Origin of the sequence: Thermomonospora cellulosilytica, assembly GCF_014138835.1 — a bacterium.
In the GTDB taxonomy this organism is placed as follows: Bacteria; Actinomycetota; Actinomycetes; order Streptosporangiales; family Streptosporangiaceae; genus Thermomonospora; species Thermomonospora amylolytica.
This window is the reverse complement of sequence record NZ_JACJII010000001.1, coordinates 3,804,581-3,820,663: the sequence shown is the minus strand read 5'-3', so window position 1 is coordinate 3,820,663 and position 16,083 is coordinate 3,804,581. Positions and strand designations below refer to the sequence as shown.

The 16,083-nt window shown below is 73.9% G+C and carries 15 protein-coding genes; 11 read left to right on the top strand and 4 right to left on the bottom strand.

The features are described from left to right. The first annotated feature begins 46 nt into the window (after positions 1–46). Complete coding sequence (locus HNR21_RS18000) at positions 47–1,216, top strand: VWA domain-containing protein (protein WP_182706095.1); 1,170 nt, start codon at positions 47–49, stop codon at positions 1,214–1,216. A gap of 263 nt (positions 1,217–1,479) precedes the next feature. Here the strand turns inward: HNR21_RS18000 and HNR21_RS17995 are convergent, their stop codons facing one another. Then, positions 1,480–2,319, bottom strand: coding sequence for an alpha/beta fold hydrolase (locus tag HNR21_RS17995; RefSeq protein ID WP_182706094.1), 840 nt, complete (start codon positions 2,317–2,319; stop codon positions 1,480–1,482). Between the two features lie 60 nt (positions 2,320–2,379). Between HNR21_RS17995 and HNR21_RS17990 the strand changes: the two genes are divergently transcribed. After that, positions 2,380–3,069, top strand: a complete 690-nt coding sequence (locus HNR21_RS17990; protein WP_312881083.1) for a TetR/AcrR family transcriptional regulator — start codon at positions 2,380–2,382, stop codon at positions 3,067–3,069. Between the two features lie 17 nt (positions 3,070–3,086). Here the strand turns inward: HNR21_RS17990 and HNR21_RS34735 are convergent, their stop codons facing one another. After that, a complete protein-coding gene (locus HNR21_RS34735) occupies positions 3,087–5,117 on the bottom strand; it encodes a serine/threonine protein kinase (protein WP_312881082.1) in 2,031 nt (676 codons plus the stop codon). Between the two features lie 119 nt (positions 5,118–5,236). Between HNR21_RS34735 and HNR21_RS17980 the strand changes: the two genes are divergently transcribed. The 3 genes from HNR21_RS17980 (at position 5,237) to HNR21_RS17970 (ending at position 8,060) form a co-directional block, all read left to right on the top strand. Further along, entirely contained in the window at positions 5,237–6,325 is a 1,089-nt protein-coding gene (locus HNR21_RS17980; protein ID WP_182706093.1) for a DUF6777 domain-containing protein, read from the top strand. Between the two features lie 182 nt (positions 6,326–6,507). Continuing rightward, positions 6,508–6,930 (top strand): ArsR/SmtB family transcription factor, encoded by a 423-nt coding sequence (locus tag HNR21_RS17975; protein WP_246442224.1) that lies wholly within the window; start codon positions 6,508–6,510, stop codon positions 6,928–6,930. Positions 6,931–7,055: 125 nt separating this feature from the next. Continuing rightward, positions 7,056–8,060 (top strand): cation diffusion facilitator family transporter, encoded by a 1,005-nt coding sequence (locus tag HNR21_RS17970; protein WP_182706092.1) that lies wholly within the window; start codon positions 7,056–7,058, stop codon positions 8,058–8,060. A gap of 15 nt (positions 8,061–8,075) precedes the next feature. Here HNR21_RS17970 and HNR21_RS17965 read toward each other — a convergent pair whose 3' ends face one another. Beyond that, entirely contained in the window at positions 8,076–9,092 is a 1,017-nt protein-coding gene (locus tag HNR21_RS17965) for an alpha/beta hydrolase (protein ID WP_182706091.1), read from the bottom strand. A gap of 178 nt (positions 9,093–9,270) precedes the next feature. Here HNR21_RS17965 and HNR21_RS17960 point away from each other — a divergent pair, with 178 nt between their 5' ends. The 5 genes from HNR21_RS17960 (at position 9,271) to HNR21_RS17940 (ending at position 13,259) form a co-directional block, all read left to right on the top strand. Next, positions 9,271–10,206, top strand: a complete 936-nt coding sequence (locus HNR21_RS17960; RefSeq protein ID WP_119731087.1) for a diacylglycerol/lipid kinase family protein — start codon at positions 9,271–9,273, stop codon at positions 10,204–10,206. Positions 10,207–10,266: 60 nt separating this feature from the next. After that, positions 10,267–10,434: a hypothetical protein gene (locus tag HNR21_RS17955; RefSeq protein ID WP_157996079.1), complete on the top strand. Its 168-nt coding sequence runs from the start codon at positions 10,267–10,269 to the stop codon at positions 10,432–10,434. A gap of 121 nt (positions 10,435–10,555) precedes the next feature. Further along, the gene (locus tag HNR21_RS17950; RefSeq protein ID WP_182706090.1) at positions 10,556–12,019 is read left to right on the top strand and encodes a flavin-containing monooxygenase; all 1,464 of its coding nucleotides are present in this window, start codon (positions 10,556–10,558) and stop codon (positions 12,017–12,019) included. Positions 12,020–12,029: 10 nt separating this feature from the next. Next, positions 12,030–12,788: an SDR family NAD(P)-dependent oxidoreductase gene (locus HNR21_RS17945; RefSeq protein WP_182706089.1), complete on the top strand. Its 759-nt coding sequence runs from the start codon at positions 12,030–12,032 to the stop codon at positions 12,786–12,788. A 150-nt stretch (positions 12,789–12,938) separates the two neighbouring features. Continuing rightward, complete coding sequence (locus tag HNR21_RS17940) at positions 12,939–13,259, top strand: GroES family chaperonin (RefSeq protein WP_119731090.1); 321 nt, start codon at positions 12,939–12,941, stop codon at positions 13,257–13,259. Between the two features lie 21 nt (positions 13,260–13,280). Here the strand turns inward: HNR21_RS17940 and HNR21_RS17935 are convergent, their stop codons facing one another. Continuing rightward, a complete protein-coding gene (locus tag HNR21_RS17935) occupies positions 13,281–14,495 on the bottom strand; it encodes an endonuclease/exonuclease/phosphatase family protein (RefSeq protein WP_182706088.1) in 1,215 nt (404 codons plus the stop codon). Positions 14,496–14,775: 280 nt separating this feature from the next. On the opposite strand from HNR21_RS17935, the gene HNR21_RS17930 reads away from it, so the two are divergent. Continuing rightward, on the top strand, positions 14,776–16,080 hold the full coding sequence (locus HNR21_RS17930; protein WP_182706087.1) for an ABC transporter substrate-binding protein: 1,305 nt from the start codon (positions 14,776–14,778) through the stop codon (positions 16,078–16,080). The last annotated feature ends 3 nt before the right edge of the window (positions 16,081–16,083 follow it).

Below are 16,083 nucleotides of genomic sequence, written 5' to 3'. Positions count from 1 at the left end.
GCGTCCGCCCGCATGACGACGGCCCGGCCCGGCGAAGGGAAGACTGATGCAGACCGACGAACGGCTCAGGCGCTGGCGGATGGTCCTCGGCGGCGAGGACGCCGACGGCACCGGGGTGGGCCTGAGCGGCGACGACGCCAGGATGGACGCCGCCCTCGAGGCGCTGTACGGGCAGCGCGGCCGGTCCCGTTCCGGCGGCCGGGGCGGCAGGCGCGGCGGCGGGCTGGGCGAGTCGGCGCCGAACGTGGCGCGCTGGCTCGGCGACATCCGCACGTACTTCCCGTCCTCGGTCGTCCAGGTGATGCAGAAGGACGCCATCGAACGCCTCGACCTGACCCGCCTCCTGCTGGAGCCGGAGATGCTCGACGCCGTCGAACCCGACGTCCACCTGGTCGGCACCCTGCTGTCGCTCAACCGCGTCATGCCCGACAGGGCCAGGGAGTCCGCCCGCGCCGTGGTCCGCAAGGTGGTCGCCGAACTGGAGGCCCGCCTGGCCCAACGCACCCGTTCGGCGGTGACGGGGGCGCTGGACCGGTCGGCGCGCACGCACCGCCCGCGCCGCCCCGCCGACATCGACTGGCACCGCACCATCCGCGCCAACCTGCGCCACTACATCCCCGAACGCGGCACCGTGATCCCCGAACGGCTCGTCGGCTTCGGCCACAGGCGGCAGGCGGTCGAACGCGATGTGGTGCTGTGCGTCGACCAGAGCGGCTCGATGGCGTCCTCGGTGGTCTACGCCGGCGTCTTCGGCGCCGTGCTGGCCTCGATGCGCACCCTGCGCACCTCCCTGGTCGTCTTCGACACCGCCGTCGTCGACCTCACCGACCAGTTGCACGACCCCGTCGAGGTCCTGTTCGGCACCCGGCTCGGCGGCGGCACCGACATCAACCGCGCCATCGCCTACTGCCAGGGCCTGATCACCCGCCCCGCCGACACCGTCTTCATCCTGATCAGCGACCTGTACGAGGGCGGGGTCCGCGAGGAGATGCTCAAACGCGTCGCCGCCATGACCACCGCCGGCGTGCAGGTGATCGCCCTCCTGGCCCTCTCCGACGAGGGCGCCCCCGCCTACGACCACACCAACGCCGCCGCCCTGGCCGAGCTGGGCGTCCCCGCCTTCGCCTGCACCCCCGACGCCTTCCCCGACCTGATGGCCGCCGCCATAGAACGCCGCAACCTCACCGAATGGGCCGAACGCCACCTGTCCTCCTGACCTCCGAACACGCCCGGCCTCCGGCCCCGAAACCGTTGGATGGCGGCTCCTCCGCCCATGCCTGAGCACGCGGATCCCCCCCACAGCTGGAGGGAGGGTCTCCATGACGGAACACCGCGAGCAGGCGCGGGCAGAGCCGTCAGGGTCCGTTCGGCGGGCCTTGTGAGGCGGGCCTTGTGAGGCGGGCCTTGTGATGACGGTGGGCCGCGTCGGATGCCCTGCCGGCCAGGCGTTCCCGACGGGCCTCGCCCTGGTGTGCTCGTCTACTCGGTGGCCGGCCTGGCCTCCTCGACCCCCGCGCCCGCGAAGAACGCGGCGAGCGGCTCGACGAGTCTCCGGCGCGCCCTGTTGACGGCGTCGTGGCCGCTGCGGGGGATCTGCAGGGTCCGGGCTCTCGGCAGGACGCGGGCCAGCGCCTCGTTGATGCCGGCGTAGTAGGGCGGGCCGTCGACGCCGCAGGCCAGCAGCACCTCGGCGGTGATCCCCGCCCACTGCTCGGCGGGGCCGTCGTACGCCCGCGCCTGGTCGGCCTCCTCCAGGGTCGTCGGCAGCAGGTCGCCCATGGTCCGCCCGATCCGGGTGCGCAGGAACGCCCGGCAGATCGCGGTCTGGACGGCCGGTGGCAGCCTCGAGGCCGGCATCTGCGGGTTGATGCCGGCGCCGGTGATCGCGAGGGCGCGGGCGGTGTCACCGGCCCGCAGCGCCTCCCGCGCGGCGTCGAGCCAGGCGGTGGGGAAACCGCCGTCGATGCAGATCGCCGCGTCGTAGAGCGCGAGGCGGTCCATCGGCAGCCGGAGCGCGGCCCGCAGCGCGACGAAGCCGCCGTAGCTGTGCCCGATGACGTTCCGGGCGCCGGTGTGCTCCAGGACGGCGGCGAGGTCGTCGACGTCCTGATCGACCGTGTAGGGCCGTGACCTGGGCGGGGCGTCCGCCCGTCCCCGCCGGTTGTAGAGGTGCACCGTGAACCGGCCGGCCAGCGCCGCGGCCAGCCGGCGGTAGACGTCGATCGTGACCCCGCCCCCGTGCACCACCACGATGCCGGGCCCGGTCCCCGTGGAGTGCAGCGCGATGCGCGCGCCGTCCCGTGCCGTGATCCGCTCCATGCCCGACCCGCCCTTCCTCCAGAAAAACTGCGAACGACGTTCGCAGTTTACAGTGGGCCGGTGAGCGACGCACCCACGGATTCCGGCTCCGGCCGGCGGTCGATCTGGAACAGGCCCGAACGCCGCGGCCGCGGCCCCGCCCCCGCGCACAGCCGGGACGCCATCGTCACGGCCGCCATCGCCCTGGCGGACGCCGAAGGACTCGCCGCGGTGTCGATGCGCGCGGTCGCCGCCGCGCTGGGCACCGGCGCCGGATCGCTCTACCGGTACCTGTCGTCCCGCGACGACCTGCTGGATCTGATGACCGACCGGGTCGTGGGCGAGCTGCGCCCGTACCCCGAGGCGGGCGGCGACTGGCTGGACACGATGCTGCTGATGGCCCGCCGGCAACTGGCCCTGTACCGGCGCCACCCGTGGCTGCTCGACGTGATCCACCGGCCGTCCGGCATCGGCCCGGAGAGCCTGGCCTGGTTCGACGGCTGCCTGCGGGTCCTGGAGCCCGTCCGGTGCCCCGTCACCGCCAAGTTCGAGGCGATCGCGATGATGACCGGCGTGGTCGGCCTCTTCGCCCGCAGCGAGACCACGGCCGGAGCGTTCGCCTTCCCCGACGTCGACCTGACGGCGTATCCGCATCTGGCCGCGGCGTTCAGCGGGCCGCCCGAGCCCGCCCCCCGCCGGGACCTCTTCGAGAGGACCCTGCGGAGCGTCCTGACCGGCCTGCTCGTCACCGAGCCCCTGGACCCGGCCTGAAAAGGGACGGAGGGCGTTCAGGGGCCGGCGGGGTGGCGGAGGGCGCGGAGCAGGAGGGCGGCCACCGCGACGGTGCAGGCGATGTGGAAGACGTAGGACTGGAGCTGGACGTCCCGGGTCAGTTCGGACTGGAGCTGGACGGCGGCCCAGACGGCCCACAGGGCCTCGCGGGAGACGCGGACGATGATCACGGCGAGGGTGGCGGTGCGGCTGCCGCGCCAGGCGACGGCGGCGGCCACGATCGTGATCATGGACAGCAGGGTGAAGACCCCGGCGGCGGCGACGAACTCGGCGCGGCCTCCGCTGAGCGCGGGGCTGGCCACCAGCAGGCCGAGCGCGGCGATGTCCAGGGCGGCCAGCAGCACCGCCAGGGTCAGCCCGGTGACCAGCGAGGGGGTGCGCCGCAACAGCACCCGCCTGCGGTGCCCGCCCGTGTGCGCGGAGCGGGATCGCCGGTGGCCGCCCGAAGACCGGACCGCGCCGGAAGAACGCACGCCGACCGCCGGCGTGGCCTCCGATCGGGCTCCGGACGAGCGTTCGTCCACCGGACCGCCGGCATCGGCCTCGGGCGGGCGACCAAGGGGGGATGTCAGGCGCCGGGTTCCGGAAGGCCCCTCGCCGCGCGGCACCGGTGGCCGTCGCCCGAGCGCGGACGAACGGTCGGTGACCGGTGCCGGGGCATCCTGCCGGGACCCGGGAGGGCGCTCGGCGGAGGCCGGGGCCTCCCGGAAGCGGGCGGGGGCGCCGGAGTCTTCACCCAGGCCGGCGTTCCGGAGATCGGGCGAACGGCCGCGGTCGGGCGCCGGGGCCTCCTCCCGGAGACGCGCGGAAGTGTCGGAGTCTTCGCCCAGGCCGGCGTCCCGGAGTCCCGGCGAACGGTCGGCGGCGGACGCCGGGGGCTCCTGCCGGAGACGGGCGGAGGCGTCGGAGTCCCCGGCCGGGAGTCCGGGTGAACGGTCGGCGGGGGACGCCGGAGGGCGGGCGGGGGTGTCGGCGTTCGGTGCGCGGTCGGCGGGGACCGTCTTCCAGGAGCCGGTGTCCGGTTCGCGCGGCATCGTCGGCTCGCGGTGGGCTCCGGGGAATGCGGGGAGATCGCCTTCGACTCGGTCCATGGGCGGCTCGGCGGGTGATGCGGGATAGGGCCCCTCGGGCGTTTCGAGACGGGTCGAGGAGTCGGGGGACGCCCGGCGGAGCTCCGGTTCCGGGGCGGCGTCGGGGCGGGTGCTGACCGGGGACGGGGGCGGGGCGGTGCCCAGCAGGGTGAGCAGGATCTGCTCGGCGGTGGGACGGGCGCCGGGGTCCTTGTTCAGGCAGGCGGCGACCAGCCGGCGGAGACGCGGCGGGAGGCCGGACAGGTCGGGGTCCTCGTGCAGGACGCGGTACATCACGGCGGGCATCGGGCCGCCGGCGAACACCTCGCGGCCGGTGGCGGCGAAGACCATGGTGGCGCCCCAGGCGAACAGGTCCAGGGCCGGTCCCAGCTCCTCGCCGGCGAACTGCTCGGGGGCCATGTAGGCGGGGGTGCCGATGATCTGGCTGGTCAGCGTGGCCGAGGTGTCCAGCGCGCGGGCCACGCCGAAGTCGATCACCCGGGGCCCGTCCGGGCCGATGAGCACGTTGTGCGGCTTGAAGTCGCGGTGCACCACGCCCGCGCGGTGGATGGCGGCCAGCGCGGTGACCGTGCCGATGGCCAGCCGGTCCAGGTCGGCGCCGGTGCGCGGGCCCTGCCGGGTGACCAGTTCCTGCAGGGACGGGCCGGGTACGTACTCGCTGACGATGTAGGGCTGGTCGCCGGCCACGTCGGCGCCCAGCATCTGCGCCGTGCAGAACCCGGCCACCCGCTGCAGCACCGCCAGTTCCCGGACGAACCGCGCCCGGGCGTGCTCGTCGGCCAGCAGCCGGGCGTGCAGCAGCTTGATCGCCACCTGCGGGCCGGAGCCGCGGCGGCCCAGGTACACCACGCCCTGCCCGCCCGCGCCGAGCCGGCCCACGAGTTCGTAACCGCCCAGGGCGGGCGGGTCCCCGGGTTCGAGGGGAAGGGGGATCACCAGCGGTCCTCCACCGACTGAAAACCGACGGGAAAGTCGGCGTCCGTTCTGCAGCACAAATCACTGTGCCCAGGCATCAAAGACTATAGGAAGGGCGCTATCCAGGTTGGAGGAGGCCGATGTCGAAGATCAATTCCGGACCATCCGGGAGCGGTCGGAACAATTTCCGCGATCCGTCGCCCGGGCGGCGGGCGGCGGTCGTCTGGACGGCGCTGGCGATGGCCGCCGGCGGCCTGGCCGGCTGCACCGCCGACCCCGGCCAGGTGATCACCCGGCTGGCCGTCGGATCCCCCGGAGAGGGCGCGTACACGCTGGTCGCGGGCACCGACCGGCGGGACACGGTGCCACGCCCGCAGGCCGGCGGGCAGACCGAGGGCGACACTCCGGGGCTGTACGGCGGGACCCGCCGCCGGGCGTCCTGCGACCCGGCCGCCCTGCTGCGCTTCCTGCAGCGCGATCCGGCCAGGGGAAAGGCGTGGGCCGCGGTCCATCGGCTCGATTTCTCCCGCTTGGCCGAATATTTCCAAAAACTCACCCCGGTGATCCTGCGGGTGGACACGCTGGTCACCAACCACGGGTACAAAAGCGGTAAACCGATCGCCTTCACGGCCGTTCTGCAGGCCGGGGTCGGGGTGCTGGTGGACGAATACGGCAGACCGGTGGTCAAGTGCAATTGCGGCAATCCGCTGACCGCTCCGCCGGCCGGGCTCGACCCGCGGGACGCCCGGTACGAGGGGACCTCGTGGAAGCGGTTCGACGAGCGCACGGTGACGGTGATCAGGCCGCGCGACCGGGACGAGGGCCCGATGAAGACGATCACGCTGGTGACCCCGGGCGCGACCATGTCGTTCAACCGCCCGGCGGGCACCACCGGCGAGAAGGACGGTCCGCCCGTGCCGCTGCCGCCCGGTGAGAGCGCCGGCCCCACGGACGGGCCGAGCGGGGAGCCCTCGCCCACTCGGTCCCCGACCGAGCCCGCCCCGACCGCGCCGCCGGGACCGGGGACCCCGCCCGGCGCTCCCCCGCCGCCCGCCCCCTCCGAACCCGGCGGCGGGCCGGACGACGGACCGGGCGACGCCCCCGGCGGGCCGGACGAGCCGGGACCGGGCGACGCCCCGCCGCAGCCGCCGGTGGACCCGACCCCGAACGGGTCCACGTTCGAGCCCGCCCCCGCGGATCCGGGCGGGGCCGGAGGCGCCACTCCCTGACCGCTCCCGATCGACCGTCCGCTCGGGGCGCCCGCCCGCCTCGTGGTTCGGCCTGCGGAAACGCTTCGAAGGGTGCGTCCTCCCGGGGGCGCCCGGCCCGCCTCCGGTCCGGCGGGGTGGCGCACCGTCCCCGCCACCGCGCCCTTCCGCGAGACCCGGCTTCGGGACTACAGTGTGAACGTATGAGCGTTTCTTCAGATGAGCAGATGCCGCCCGTTCCGGCGACCCGCCCGGACGCGCCCCTGGGCTGTGCCGTCCGGGTGATCGACCGGGAGAAGGTGGCCGTCGTCACCGCGGCGCTGCCGGACGAGGACTCCATCGCCGAACTGGCCCAGATGTTCGGCCTGCTGGCGGACCCGGGCCGGCTGAAGGTCATCACCGCGCTGCTGGAGGGCGGGGAGATGTGCGTGTGCGACATCGCGGCCGCCTGCGGCAGCAGCGAGTCGGCCGTCTCCCACGCCCTGCGCCTGCTGCGCGCCCACCGCGTCGTCCGCGTCCGCCGCGGCGGCCGGATGGCCTACTACCGCCTCGACGACTCGCACGTCCGCATGCTGCTCGACCTGGCCCTGGCCCATGTGGGCCATCCCGCGCAGACCCCGGCGTGAGGCATGCCCCGGCACCTCGCCCACGCGCGGTGTCCGGTGAGGGGGACCGCAACGGCCGGGTGATCGGGTCGTCGCGGGCGGGAACGAGGCGGTGCGGGAACGGTGCGGACGAGGGGAAGGGACGGATGAGCGCAGGGCACGGGCATGGGCACGGACACGGGCACCACGTGTCGGTGTCCGCGGACCGGCGGTACCTGACGGGAGCGCTGGCGCTGATCGTGGCGTACATGACGGTCGAGGTGGCCGTCGGGTTGATCGCCCGGTCGCTGGCGCTGCTGTCGGACGCCGCGCACATGCTCACGGACGCGTTCGCCATCGTGTTCGCGCTCATCGCGATGCGGATCGCGGCGCACCCGCCGCGCGGCGGGTTCACCTACGGGCTGCGGCGGGCGGAGATCCTGTCGGCGCAGCTGAACGGGCTGACGCTGATCCTGCTGGCGGGCTACTTCTGTTACGAGAGCGTGCACCGGCTGCTGGATCCGCCGGCGGTGGACGGGGCGCTGGTGCTGTGGACCTCGCTCAGCGGGATCGCCGTCAACGTCGTCGCGACCTGGCTGCTGAGCAGGGCCGACCGCAGCAGCCTGAACGTCGAGGGGGCGTTCCAGCACATCCTCAACGACCTGTACGCGTTCATCGCCACGGCGGTGAGCGGGCTGGTGGTGTGGACGACCGGGTTCGCCCGGGCGGACGTGCTGGCCTCGCTGCTGGTGGCCGGGCTGATGGTCAAGGCCGGGTACGGGCTGCTGCGCGACGCCGGCCGGGTGCTGATGGAGGCCGCCCCCGCGGGCATCGACCCCGCCGAGGTCGGCTCCCGGATGGCCGGGCGCACCTGCGTCAAGGAGGTCCACGACCTGCACGTGTGGGAGGTGACGTCGGGGTATCCGGCGCTGTCGGCGCACGTGCTGGTGGAGGCCGGCGGGGACTGCCACGCCGTGCGGCGCGACCTGCAGCGGATGCTGGCCGACGCGTACGGCATCACGCACACCACGCTGGAGGTCGACCACGTCGGCGAGGACGGGACGCCGTGGGACGAGGCCGGCCACTGCGCGGACGCGCACGGCCCCCGGCACGTGCCCCGGGACGAGCACCCGCCCCACGCCCATCCCGACGACGCCGCCTGCGGGCACTGAGCCCCCGGACGGCCCTCAGGACCCGACCAGGAGGGGCAGCGCGGCGCGCAGCTCGCGTTCCCAGGTCTCCCAGCGGCCCCCGCCGGAGTGCAGGTGCAGGGTGACGGGGATGCCCAGCTTCCGCAGCTTGCCGGCGAGCGCGCTCGTGCCCGCCCGGGCCACGGCCTCGACCGGCGAGCCGTCGCCCGCGCTGAGGTAGAGCCGTACGCCCGCCAGCCGTCCCGCCAGGTCGTACGGGTTGTGCTGCCGCCACACCAGCCGCTGCTCGACCGGGTCGCCCCAGATCCGCGTCCAGTCCGCTCCCGGCCAGGCGATCTCGGCGGCCAGCCGCACCAGGTCCGGCCCGTCCAGGCGGCCGGGGTCGGTGTGCAGCAGGTGCAGCGGCCCGCTGAACGACGCGGCGGCGCGGAACAGCCCCGGATGCCGCGCCGCGTAGGCCAGTGCCGCCCGCCCGCCGGTCGACACCCCGGCGACCGCCCCCTCCGGGCCGGCGCGGTATCCCCGCTCGAGGATCTGCCGCAGCTCGGCCAGATGGAACGTCTCCCACCGCGGGGGCCCGCCGAGACCGTGGTTCCACCAGTCGGTGTGGTCGCCGCACCGCCCGCCGTCCGGCATCACCACCAGGACGTCCAGGTCGGCGGTGAGGCGTTCCACGGCCGTGTGCGAGGTCCAGGCCGCGTGACCGGACGGGCCGCCGGCATGCGGCGGGCCGCCGTGCAGCAGCCACAGCGTCGGCCAGGTCCGGGCCGCCGACGGGGACCAGCCGGGCGGCAGCAGCAGCCGCACGCGGCCGACCTCGTTCAGCACCGGGGAGCGGATCGCCAGGTCCAGGGTGCGGGCGCCGCGGAACCACTCCCCCACCACCACGGCCCCGTCGTCGGCACGGGCCGGGGGCTGCGGCTCGCTGGCCGGTCCGGGCGCCGCCGGGGCGATCGACCCGGCGGTGGCACGGCTCCAGGCGACGGCCGCCAGCATCCCGGTGAGGGCCGTCCCCAGCACCACGGCCGCCACGCCGCCCCGGTCCCGCCGCATACCGTCCCACCTTCGTGCACGCTCACCTGGGATGTCCCCGGCGCCGGGAGTCCGGCAACGGCCGGTTCGCCACTTATAAAATGCAAATGCCTGATCGCGGCCGGAGCCGCGCCGCCGCCATGTCCGGGCGCCCGCCCTGGGACGGCCGGGCACCACCGAAGACGGGAGCGGATCCGGGATGCGCAGCAAAGAGGACCTCGAGGCCGCGATCCGCGGCGAGGGCTGCCGGGCGGTGCTGGTGGTGAACACCCGCTCGCGCCGCGGCCGGCGGCTGTTCGCCAAGTCCCGCAGGCTGCTGGTGGAGGCGGGGCTGTCGTTCGGCGAGGTGCATCCGGTGAGCGATCCGGCGCGGCTGCCGGACGTGCTCCGCGACGTGCTGAGCCGCGACCCCGACCTGGTCGTGGTGGGCGGCGGGGACGGCACGATCGCCGAGGCGGTCAGCCATCTGGCGCAGCGGGACGTGGTGCTGGGCGTGCTGCCGCTGGGCACCACCAACAACTTCGCCCGCAGCCTGGAGCTGCCGGTGGCGCTGCCCGGGGCGGTGCAGGTGCTGCGCGAGGGCAAGGTCGCCGACGTGGACGTCGGGTTCGTGGCGGGCCGGGTGTTCGCCAACATGGTCAGCGTGGGCCTGTCGGTGGACATCGCCGAACGGGTTCCGCACGGGCTCAAGCGCGTGGTCGGCCGCGCCGCCTACGGGCTGACCGGGGTGTACCAGATGCTGCGGCACCGGCCGTTCCGGGTGACCGTGGAGGTGGACGGCAAGACCTACGAGACGGTCACCCACCAGCTCAACGTCGCCAACGGCAGCCACCACAGCGGCCGGCGGTTCGCCGGGGACGCCAGCCCCGACGACCGGCTGCTGAACGTCTACCGGCTCGGCGACCGGTCGCGGCTGCGGCTGGCGGCCGACATGCTGGCGCACATGCTGGCCGGGCCGCGGCGGAGGCTGGCCGACGACATGTTCCTCAACACCAGCCGCGAGGTGCGGGTGACCACCGACCCGCCGCTGAAGATCGACGTGGACGGCGAGATCGACGGCCCCACCCCGGTCACGATCGGCCTGCTGCCCAACGCGCTGCGGGTGATGGTCCCGCAGTCCTTCACCGACCATTGACGCAACATTCACCGAACCCGGTTCGCCCGGGTATCGCCGCACGTCGCTAGGCTGCCGGTCATGGATCGGCAGACGGACAAGGCGATCGTGGACGCGGTGCTGCAGATCCGCGATCGCTTCGGGGTGTACGGGCTGCGTGACATGATCGCGTTGGCCGAGCGGGAACTGGCCGCGGCGGAGGCCGCGCTGCGGGAGTTCGGGTCGCCGGAGCAGGCCCCGCCGGGCTGAGCCGCGCCGCCCTCCCGACGGGACCGGCCGTTGACAGCCGTTCCCCGGAATGTCCTACTTGTCGCTTGAACACGGCAGGGCGCGCGGCGGATCCCCCGCCCGGACGACCGGGGAGGGCCGGATGGGGCCTGACTACAAGGACTACGAGGTCGCGATCATCGGGAGCGGGTTCGGCGGGATCGGGGCGGCCATCCGCCTCAGACAGGCCGGCGTGCACGACCTCGTGATCCTGGAGAAGGCCGACGACGTGGGCGGCACCTGGCGGGACAACACCTATCCGGGCGCCGCCTGCGACGTCCCGTCCACGCTGTACTCGTTCTCGTTCGAGCCCAGGACCGAGTGGAGCCGCAAGTTCCCGCCGCAGCCGGAGATCCTGGAGTACCTGCGGCACTGCGCCCGCAAGTACGGGGTGCGGCGGCACATCCGGTTCGGCGCCGAGGTCACCGAGGCCAGGTTCGACGAGGCGGCCGGGCGGTGGCGGATCTCCACGACCGGCGGCCCGCTGACCGCCCGGGTGCTGATCTCGGCGTGCGGGCAGCTCAACCGCCCGGCCTGGCCGGACATCCCGGGCCGTGAGTCGTTCCGCGGGACCAGTTTCCACTCGGCCCGCTGGGACCACGCGGCGCCGCTGGACGGCAGGCGGGTCGCGGTGATCGGCACGGGCGCCAGCGCGATCCAGTTCGTCCCCGAGCTGGCGCGGCGGGCGCAACGGCTGCACGTGTTCCAGCGGTCGGCCCCGTACGTCATCGACAAGCCCGACCGCCCGTACACCGCGCTGGACCATGCGCTGATGCGGCACGTCCCCGGCTGGCTGGCGCTCCAGCGGGCGATCACCTACACGCTCTTCGAGGCGCGGGCGCTGGGGTTCTTCAAGAACCCCGCGATCCTGACCCCGGCGGTGCGGCGGTGGCGCAGGCAGTTGGAGTCCCAGGTCGCCGACCCGGAGCTGCGGCGCGCGCTGACCCCCGACTACCCGATGGGCTGCAAGCGGATCCTCCTCTCCGACGACTACTACCCGGCGCTGACCCGGCCGCATGTGGAGCTGGTGACCGACCCCGTCGAGCGCATCACCCCGGACGGCGTCGTCACCCGCGACGGCACGACGCGTCAGGTCGACGCGATCGTCTACGGCACCGGGTTCCGGGCCAATGACTTCCTGGCCCCCATGAAGATCGTCGGGCTGGACGGCCTGGAGCTGAACGAGGCGTGGCGCGAGGGCGCGCACGCCCATCTGGGCATCACGGTCAGCGGGTTCCCCAACCTGTTCCTGCTGTACGGGCCCTACACCAACCTGGGGCACAACTCGATCATCTACATGCTGGAGTCGCAGATCCGGTACGTGGTGGGCTGTGTGCGGGCGATGCGGCGGGCCGGGCTGACCTGGATCGACGTGCGCCCGGAGGTGGCCGAGGAGTTCCGCCGCCGGATGCGCCGGCGGATGCGCGAGACCGTGTGGGAACGCGGCTGCCACAGCTGGTACCAGGACGCCGAGGGCCGGGTGGTCAACAACTGGCCGGGCTTCACGTTCGCGTACCGGAACGCGACACGCCGCCCCGACCCGCGACATTTCCGGGCACGCCGCTAGGTTGGTGCGCATGCCGACCGCTCTCGTCACCGGCGCCACCGCGGGCATCGGCGCCGGCTTCGCCCGCCGCCTGGCCTCCGACGGCTTCGACCTGGTCCTGGTCGCCCGGGACACCGCCCGCCTGGAGCGCACCGCGGCCGAGCTGCACGACCGGTACGGGGTGACGGCCGAGCCGCTGACCGCCGACCTGTCCACCGACGAGGGCATCGCGGCGGCCGAGGAGCGCGCGGCCGAGAACGTCGACCTGCTGGTCAACAACGCCGGGTTCGGGCAGCGCGGCGTCTACCTGGACGTGCCGGTGGCCGACGAGGTGAAGATGCTGCGGGTGCACTGCGAGGCGGTGCTGCGGCTCACCTCGGCCGCGCTGCCGGGGATGCTGGAACGCGGCCGGGGCGGCGTGATCAACGTGGCGTCGGTGGCGGCGTTCTTCTCCCGCGGCACCTACGGCGCGTCCAAGGCGTGGGTGGTGTCGTTCAGCCGGGCGGTGATGCGCGACCACGGCCGCCGGGGCGTGCACGTGATGGCGCTGTGCCCGGGGTTCGTGCACACCGAGTTCCACGAGCGGGCCGGGATGAACATGTCCGGGATCCCCGGGTTCATGTGGCTCGACCAGGACCTGGTGATCGACACCGCGCTGCGCGACCTGCGGCGCGGGGCGACGGTCAGCGTGCCGGGCCCGCAGTACAAGGCCATCGTGACGCTGGGCCGGCTGGTGCCGGGCGGGCTGCTGGACCGGATCGCCTCCCGGGCCGGCCGCCGCTTCGACTGAGACCCGCCCGCTCCGGGGGACGGTCGGCCCCGGAAAGGCGGGGTCGACGGTCCTCGCTCCGCGGAGCTCCGCCGCGGTCGTCCGGCCCCGGCGGGCGGCGGGCGAAACTCTTTTCGCGAGTCATGGTCCCGGCTCGACTAAGCTCTGAACGTGTCCGAGCCGAAGTTCGAAGTCCAGATGCTGCACGACCGGGTCATGATCAAGGTCGAGCAGGAGTCCGGTGAGCGCCGCAGCAGCGGGGGCATCGTCATCCCGGCCACGGTGCGGCAGTCCAATCGCCTGGCCTGGGGCGAGGTGTGCGGCGTCGGGCATCACGTGCGGACCGTCAAGGTCGGCGACCGGGTCCTGTTCCACCCCGAGGACCAGTTCGAGGTGGAGATCCAGGGCCAGGAGTACCTGGTCCTGCGGGAGCGGGACCTGCACGCGATTGCCAGCGAGCGCCCCGAGCACGGCACCGGCCTGTACCTGTGACCGGCCCGGGGCGCCCCCGGCTCAGGGACGCACGTCCAGCCACACCAGCCGGTGGTCGCTGCCCGGGAACGGGAACACGCCGGTGAGCCGGGACAGCGGGTCGGCCGCCACCGGCCAGAACACCTCGCCCCGCACCGGCCGCAGCCCCCGCGACGGCAGCACGTAGTCCACCCGCAGGTTGCCCGGCGCCCCGTCGGCGAAGTCGGCGGTGTCGTGGGCCGGGTCGGCCCGGTGCGCGGTGTTCGCGCCGCCCTGCAGCCGGGCGGCCTCGGGCGCGCCGGCGCTCGTGGGGATCACCGAGGCGTCCACCCGCGGGTGCCTCAGCAGCAGGTTCGCCGCGCCGGCCACGCTGTCGCCGTCCAGCGGGTCGGCGTTCTGGTCGCCGGCGATGACGAACCGCGCGCCCCGCGCCAGCCCGCCGCGCCGCCCGCGGTCGTCGTAGATGTAGCGGGCCTGGGCGCCGCCGGTCACGTAGTCGGCCCAGAACCGGATCTCGTCGTGGTTGCGGCGGCCGTTGCGGTCCTCGGGGCCGTCGAAGGTCGGCGGGGTCGGGTGGCTGGTCAGGAAGTGCACGGTGCGGTGGCCGACGCGGATCGGCAGGTCCCAGTGGCTCTTGGAGGACAGCCGCACCGCCGCCAGTTCCTCGGGCGTGAACCAGCCCTCCGGCAGCAGCGCGCCCGGCATGTCCTTCCACCGGAACGTCTGGAACGTGCGGATCCGGCGCTCGTCGATCGGGTACCGCGAGTACACCGCCATGCCGTACTGGCCGGGGAACGCCCCGAACCCGTAGGAGTCGTCGCCGTAGCCGGGCTGGCCGGGCCGGGTCGCGGTGACGCCGTCGTTGTTGAGGTCGAACCCGGAGGGGACGCCGGTGTTGCTGGGCGCGACGTACCGGTAGCGGTACCGGATCGGCTCGGCCCCGTTCTGCCCCACCGACAGGTAGTTGTCCTGGAACAGCCGGGCCGCCCGCCCCTCGGCGTCGTGGTCGAACTCGTTGATCAGCAGCACGTCCGGCCGGGTCCGCTGGATCGTCTCGGCGATCACCCGGGCCTGCGCGTTGCCCGGCGTGGACAGGTCCGCGACGAGGGCGCCCTCGGCGGCCCGGTTGAGGGAGGCGTTGAACGTCGCGAACCGCACCGTGCGGGGGACGTCGGCGCGGGCCGGGACGGCGGTGACGGCGGCGAGCGCCAGCCCGGCGCCGGCGACGGACAGGGCGCGGAGACCGGTGGATGCCATGGCGACTCCTGGGCAGGGGGAACGACCCGATGATCGTCGCACGTCCCGGGTGTCGGCCCGGGGCCTCGCAGGCAACGGTGCGGCAACGGGTCGGTGAGCGCCGGGGGCGCGCGGACAGGCAATTGTCAGCACTCCCAATAAGGCCCGGACGGACCCGCCGCCGACCGGCCGTTATCAAACGGTGCGCAAGCACGGCTTGTGAGTCCGATCAGCGGAGCAGCAAACTTTCCCATCGGTCACACTGACCACGATCGACCTCACCCCGGAGTTGGAGACCGTCATGCCCCGCGCCTTCCGCCCAGGCCGCCTCGGTACCGCCGTCGCCGCTCTCGTGCTGGCCCTGTCGGCCTGCGGGGGCTCCGCCGAGGACCCGGCCGGGGCGGGCGCCCCCGGCGTCACCGACGAGCCCTGCCCGAACGCCGTCGACAAGAGCAAGGGCTGCATCTACCTGGGCGTGATCTCCGACCTGACCTCCGGACCGTTCCATCTGCTGGGCGCCCCGACCACCAAGGCGCAGCAGGCGTTCTGGCGCCGGGTCAACCAGCAGGGCGGCATCGCCGGCTACGAGATCGACGTGACCCGGTACGTGGTGGACAGCAAGTACGACGTCGACACCCACCAGCGGCTGTACCGGCAGATCCGCGGCAGGGTGCTGGCGATGGCACAGACCCTCGGCTCCTCGCACACCGCGCGGATCCTGCCGGAACTGCGGGCCGACAAGATGATCGCGGTGCCGGCCTCGTGGAGCTCGGCGTGGGAGTTCGAGGACGTGATCCTGGAGTCCGGCGTCAACTACTGCTTCGAGTCGATGAACGCGGTCGACTACGCCGTCGACTCCTGGCGGGCCGACAGCGTCATGGTGGTCCACTTCGACAACGACTACGGCAAGGACGCCGTCGCCGGGGCGCGGGCCGCCGCGCAGCGCCGCAAGCTGTCGTTCAAGACGGTCGCGACCCCGCCGGGGGCCGACAAGCAGGCCGCCGCGGTGGCGGAGATCCTGGCCGAACGCCCCGACGCGGTGCTGCTGGCGGTCGGTCCCGCCGAGGTCGGCGGCATCGTCTCCCAGGCGGTCAAGCAGGGCTACCGGGGCCGGTTCATCGGCAGCACCCCCTCCTGGAGCAGGACGCTGCTGGAGCTGAAGGACCCGCAGGCGGTCACGGCGATCAAGCAGTCGTTCTGGAAGGTCTCGCCGTGGAAGCCGTACGCCGCCGACACCCCCGGCCACAGCGCGATGCGCGCGGTCCTCGGCCTGACCGGGTCGGAGCCGAACGACAACTACACCTCCGGCTGGGTGTGGTCGTACCCGCTCAAGGCGGTGATCCAGCGGGCCGCCGCCAACGGCGAGCTGACCCGTGAGGGGCTGCTCAAGGCGATGCGGCAGGTGACCCGGATCGACTACGAGGGGATGCTGCCGGCCGAGGCGGGCGACTTCTCCGGGGACCCGGACAGCGCCGCCTTCCGCGGCTCGCTGATGAGCGTGCCGGACGCCAAGGAGCTCACCGGCATCCGGATCACCAGGGACTTCTTCGTCGGCCCCACGGCCAAGGGCCACCGGCTCACCGCGCCGTGCGCGCCGCTGCAGTGAGCG

Excerpts from the sequence above, each read along its gene's own strand:
- HNR21_RS18000 (WP_182706095.1), top strand. The coding sequence starts at position 47 with ATGCAGACCGACGAACGGCTCAGGCGCTGGCGGATGGTCCTCGGCGGC.
- HNR21_RS17995 (WP_182706094.1), bottom strand. The coding sequence starts at position 2,319 with ATGGAGCGGATCACGGCACGGGACGGCGCGCGCATCGCGCTGCACTCC.
- HNR21_RS17980 (WP_182706093.1), top strand. The coding sequence starts at position 5,237 with ATGTCGAAGATCAATTCCGGACCATCCGGGAGCGGTCGGAACAATTTC.
- HNR21_RS17975 (WP_246442224.1), top strand. The coding sequence starts at position 6,508 with ATGAGCGTTTCTTCAGATGAGCAGATGCCGCCCGTTCCGGCGACCCGC.
- HNR21_RS17970 (WP_182706092.1), top strand. The coding sequence starts at position 7,056 with ATGAGCGCAGGGCACGGGCATGGGCACGGACACGGGCACCACGTGTCG.
- HNR21_RS17965 (WP_182706091.1), bottom strand. The coding sequence starts at position 9,092 with ATGCGGCGGGACCGGGGCGGCGTGGCGGCCGTGGTGCTGGGGACGGCC.
- HNR21_RS17960 (WP_119731087.1), top strand. The coding sequence starts at position 9,271 with ATGCGCAGCAAAGAGGACCTCGAGGCCGCGATCCGCGGCGAGGGCTGC.
- HNR21_RS17955 (WP_157996079.1), top strand. The coding sequence starts at position 10,267 with ATGGATCGGCAGACGGACAAGGCGATCGTGGACGCGGTGCTGCAGATC.
- HNR21_RS17950 (WP_182706090.1), top strand. The coding sequence starts at position 10,556 with ATGGGGCCTGACTACAAGGACTACGAGGTCGCGATCATCGGGAGCGGG.
- HNR21_RS17945 (WP_182706089.1), top strand. The coding sequence starts at position 12,030 with ATGCCGACCGCTCTCGTCACCGGCGCCACCGCGGGCATCGGCGCCGGC.
- HNR21_RS17935 (WP_182706088.1), bottom strand. The coding sequence starts at position 14,495 with ATGGCATCCACCGGTCTCCGCGCCCTGTCCGTCGCCGGCGCCGGGCTG.
- HNR21_RS17930 (WP_182706087.1), top strand. The coding sequence starts at position 14,776 with ATGCCCCGCGCCTTCCGCCCAGGCCGCCTCGGTACCGCCGTCGCCGCT.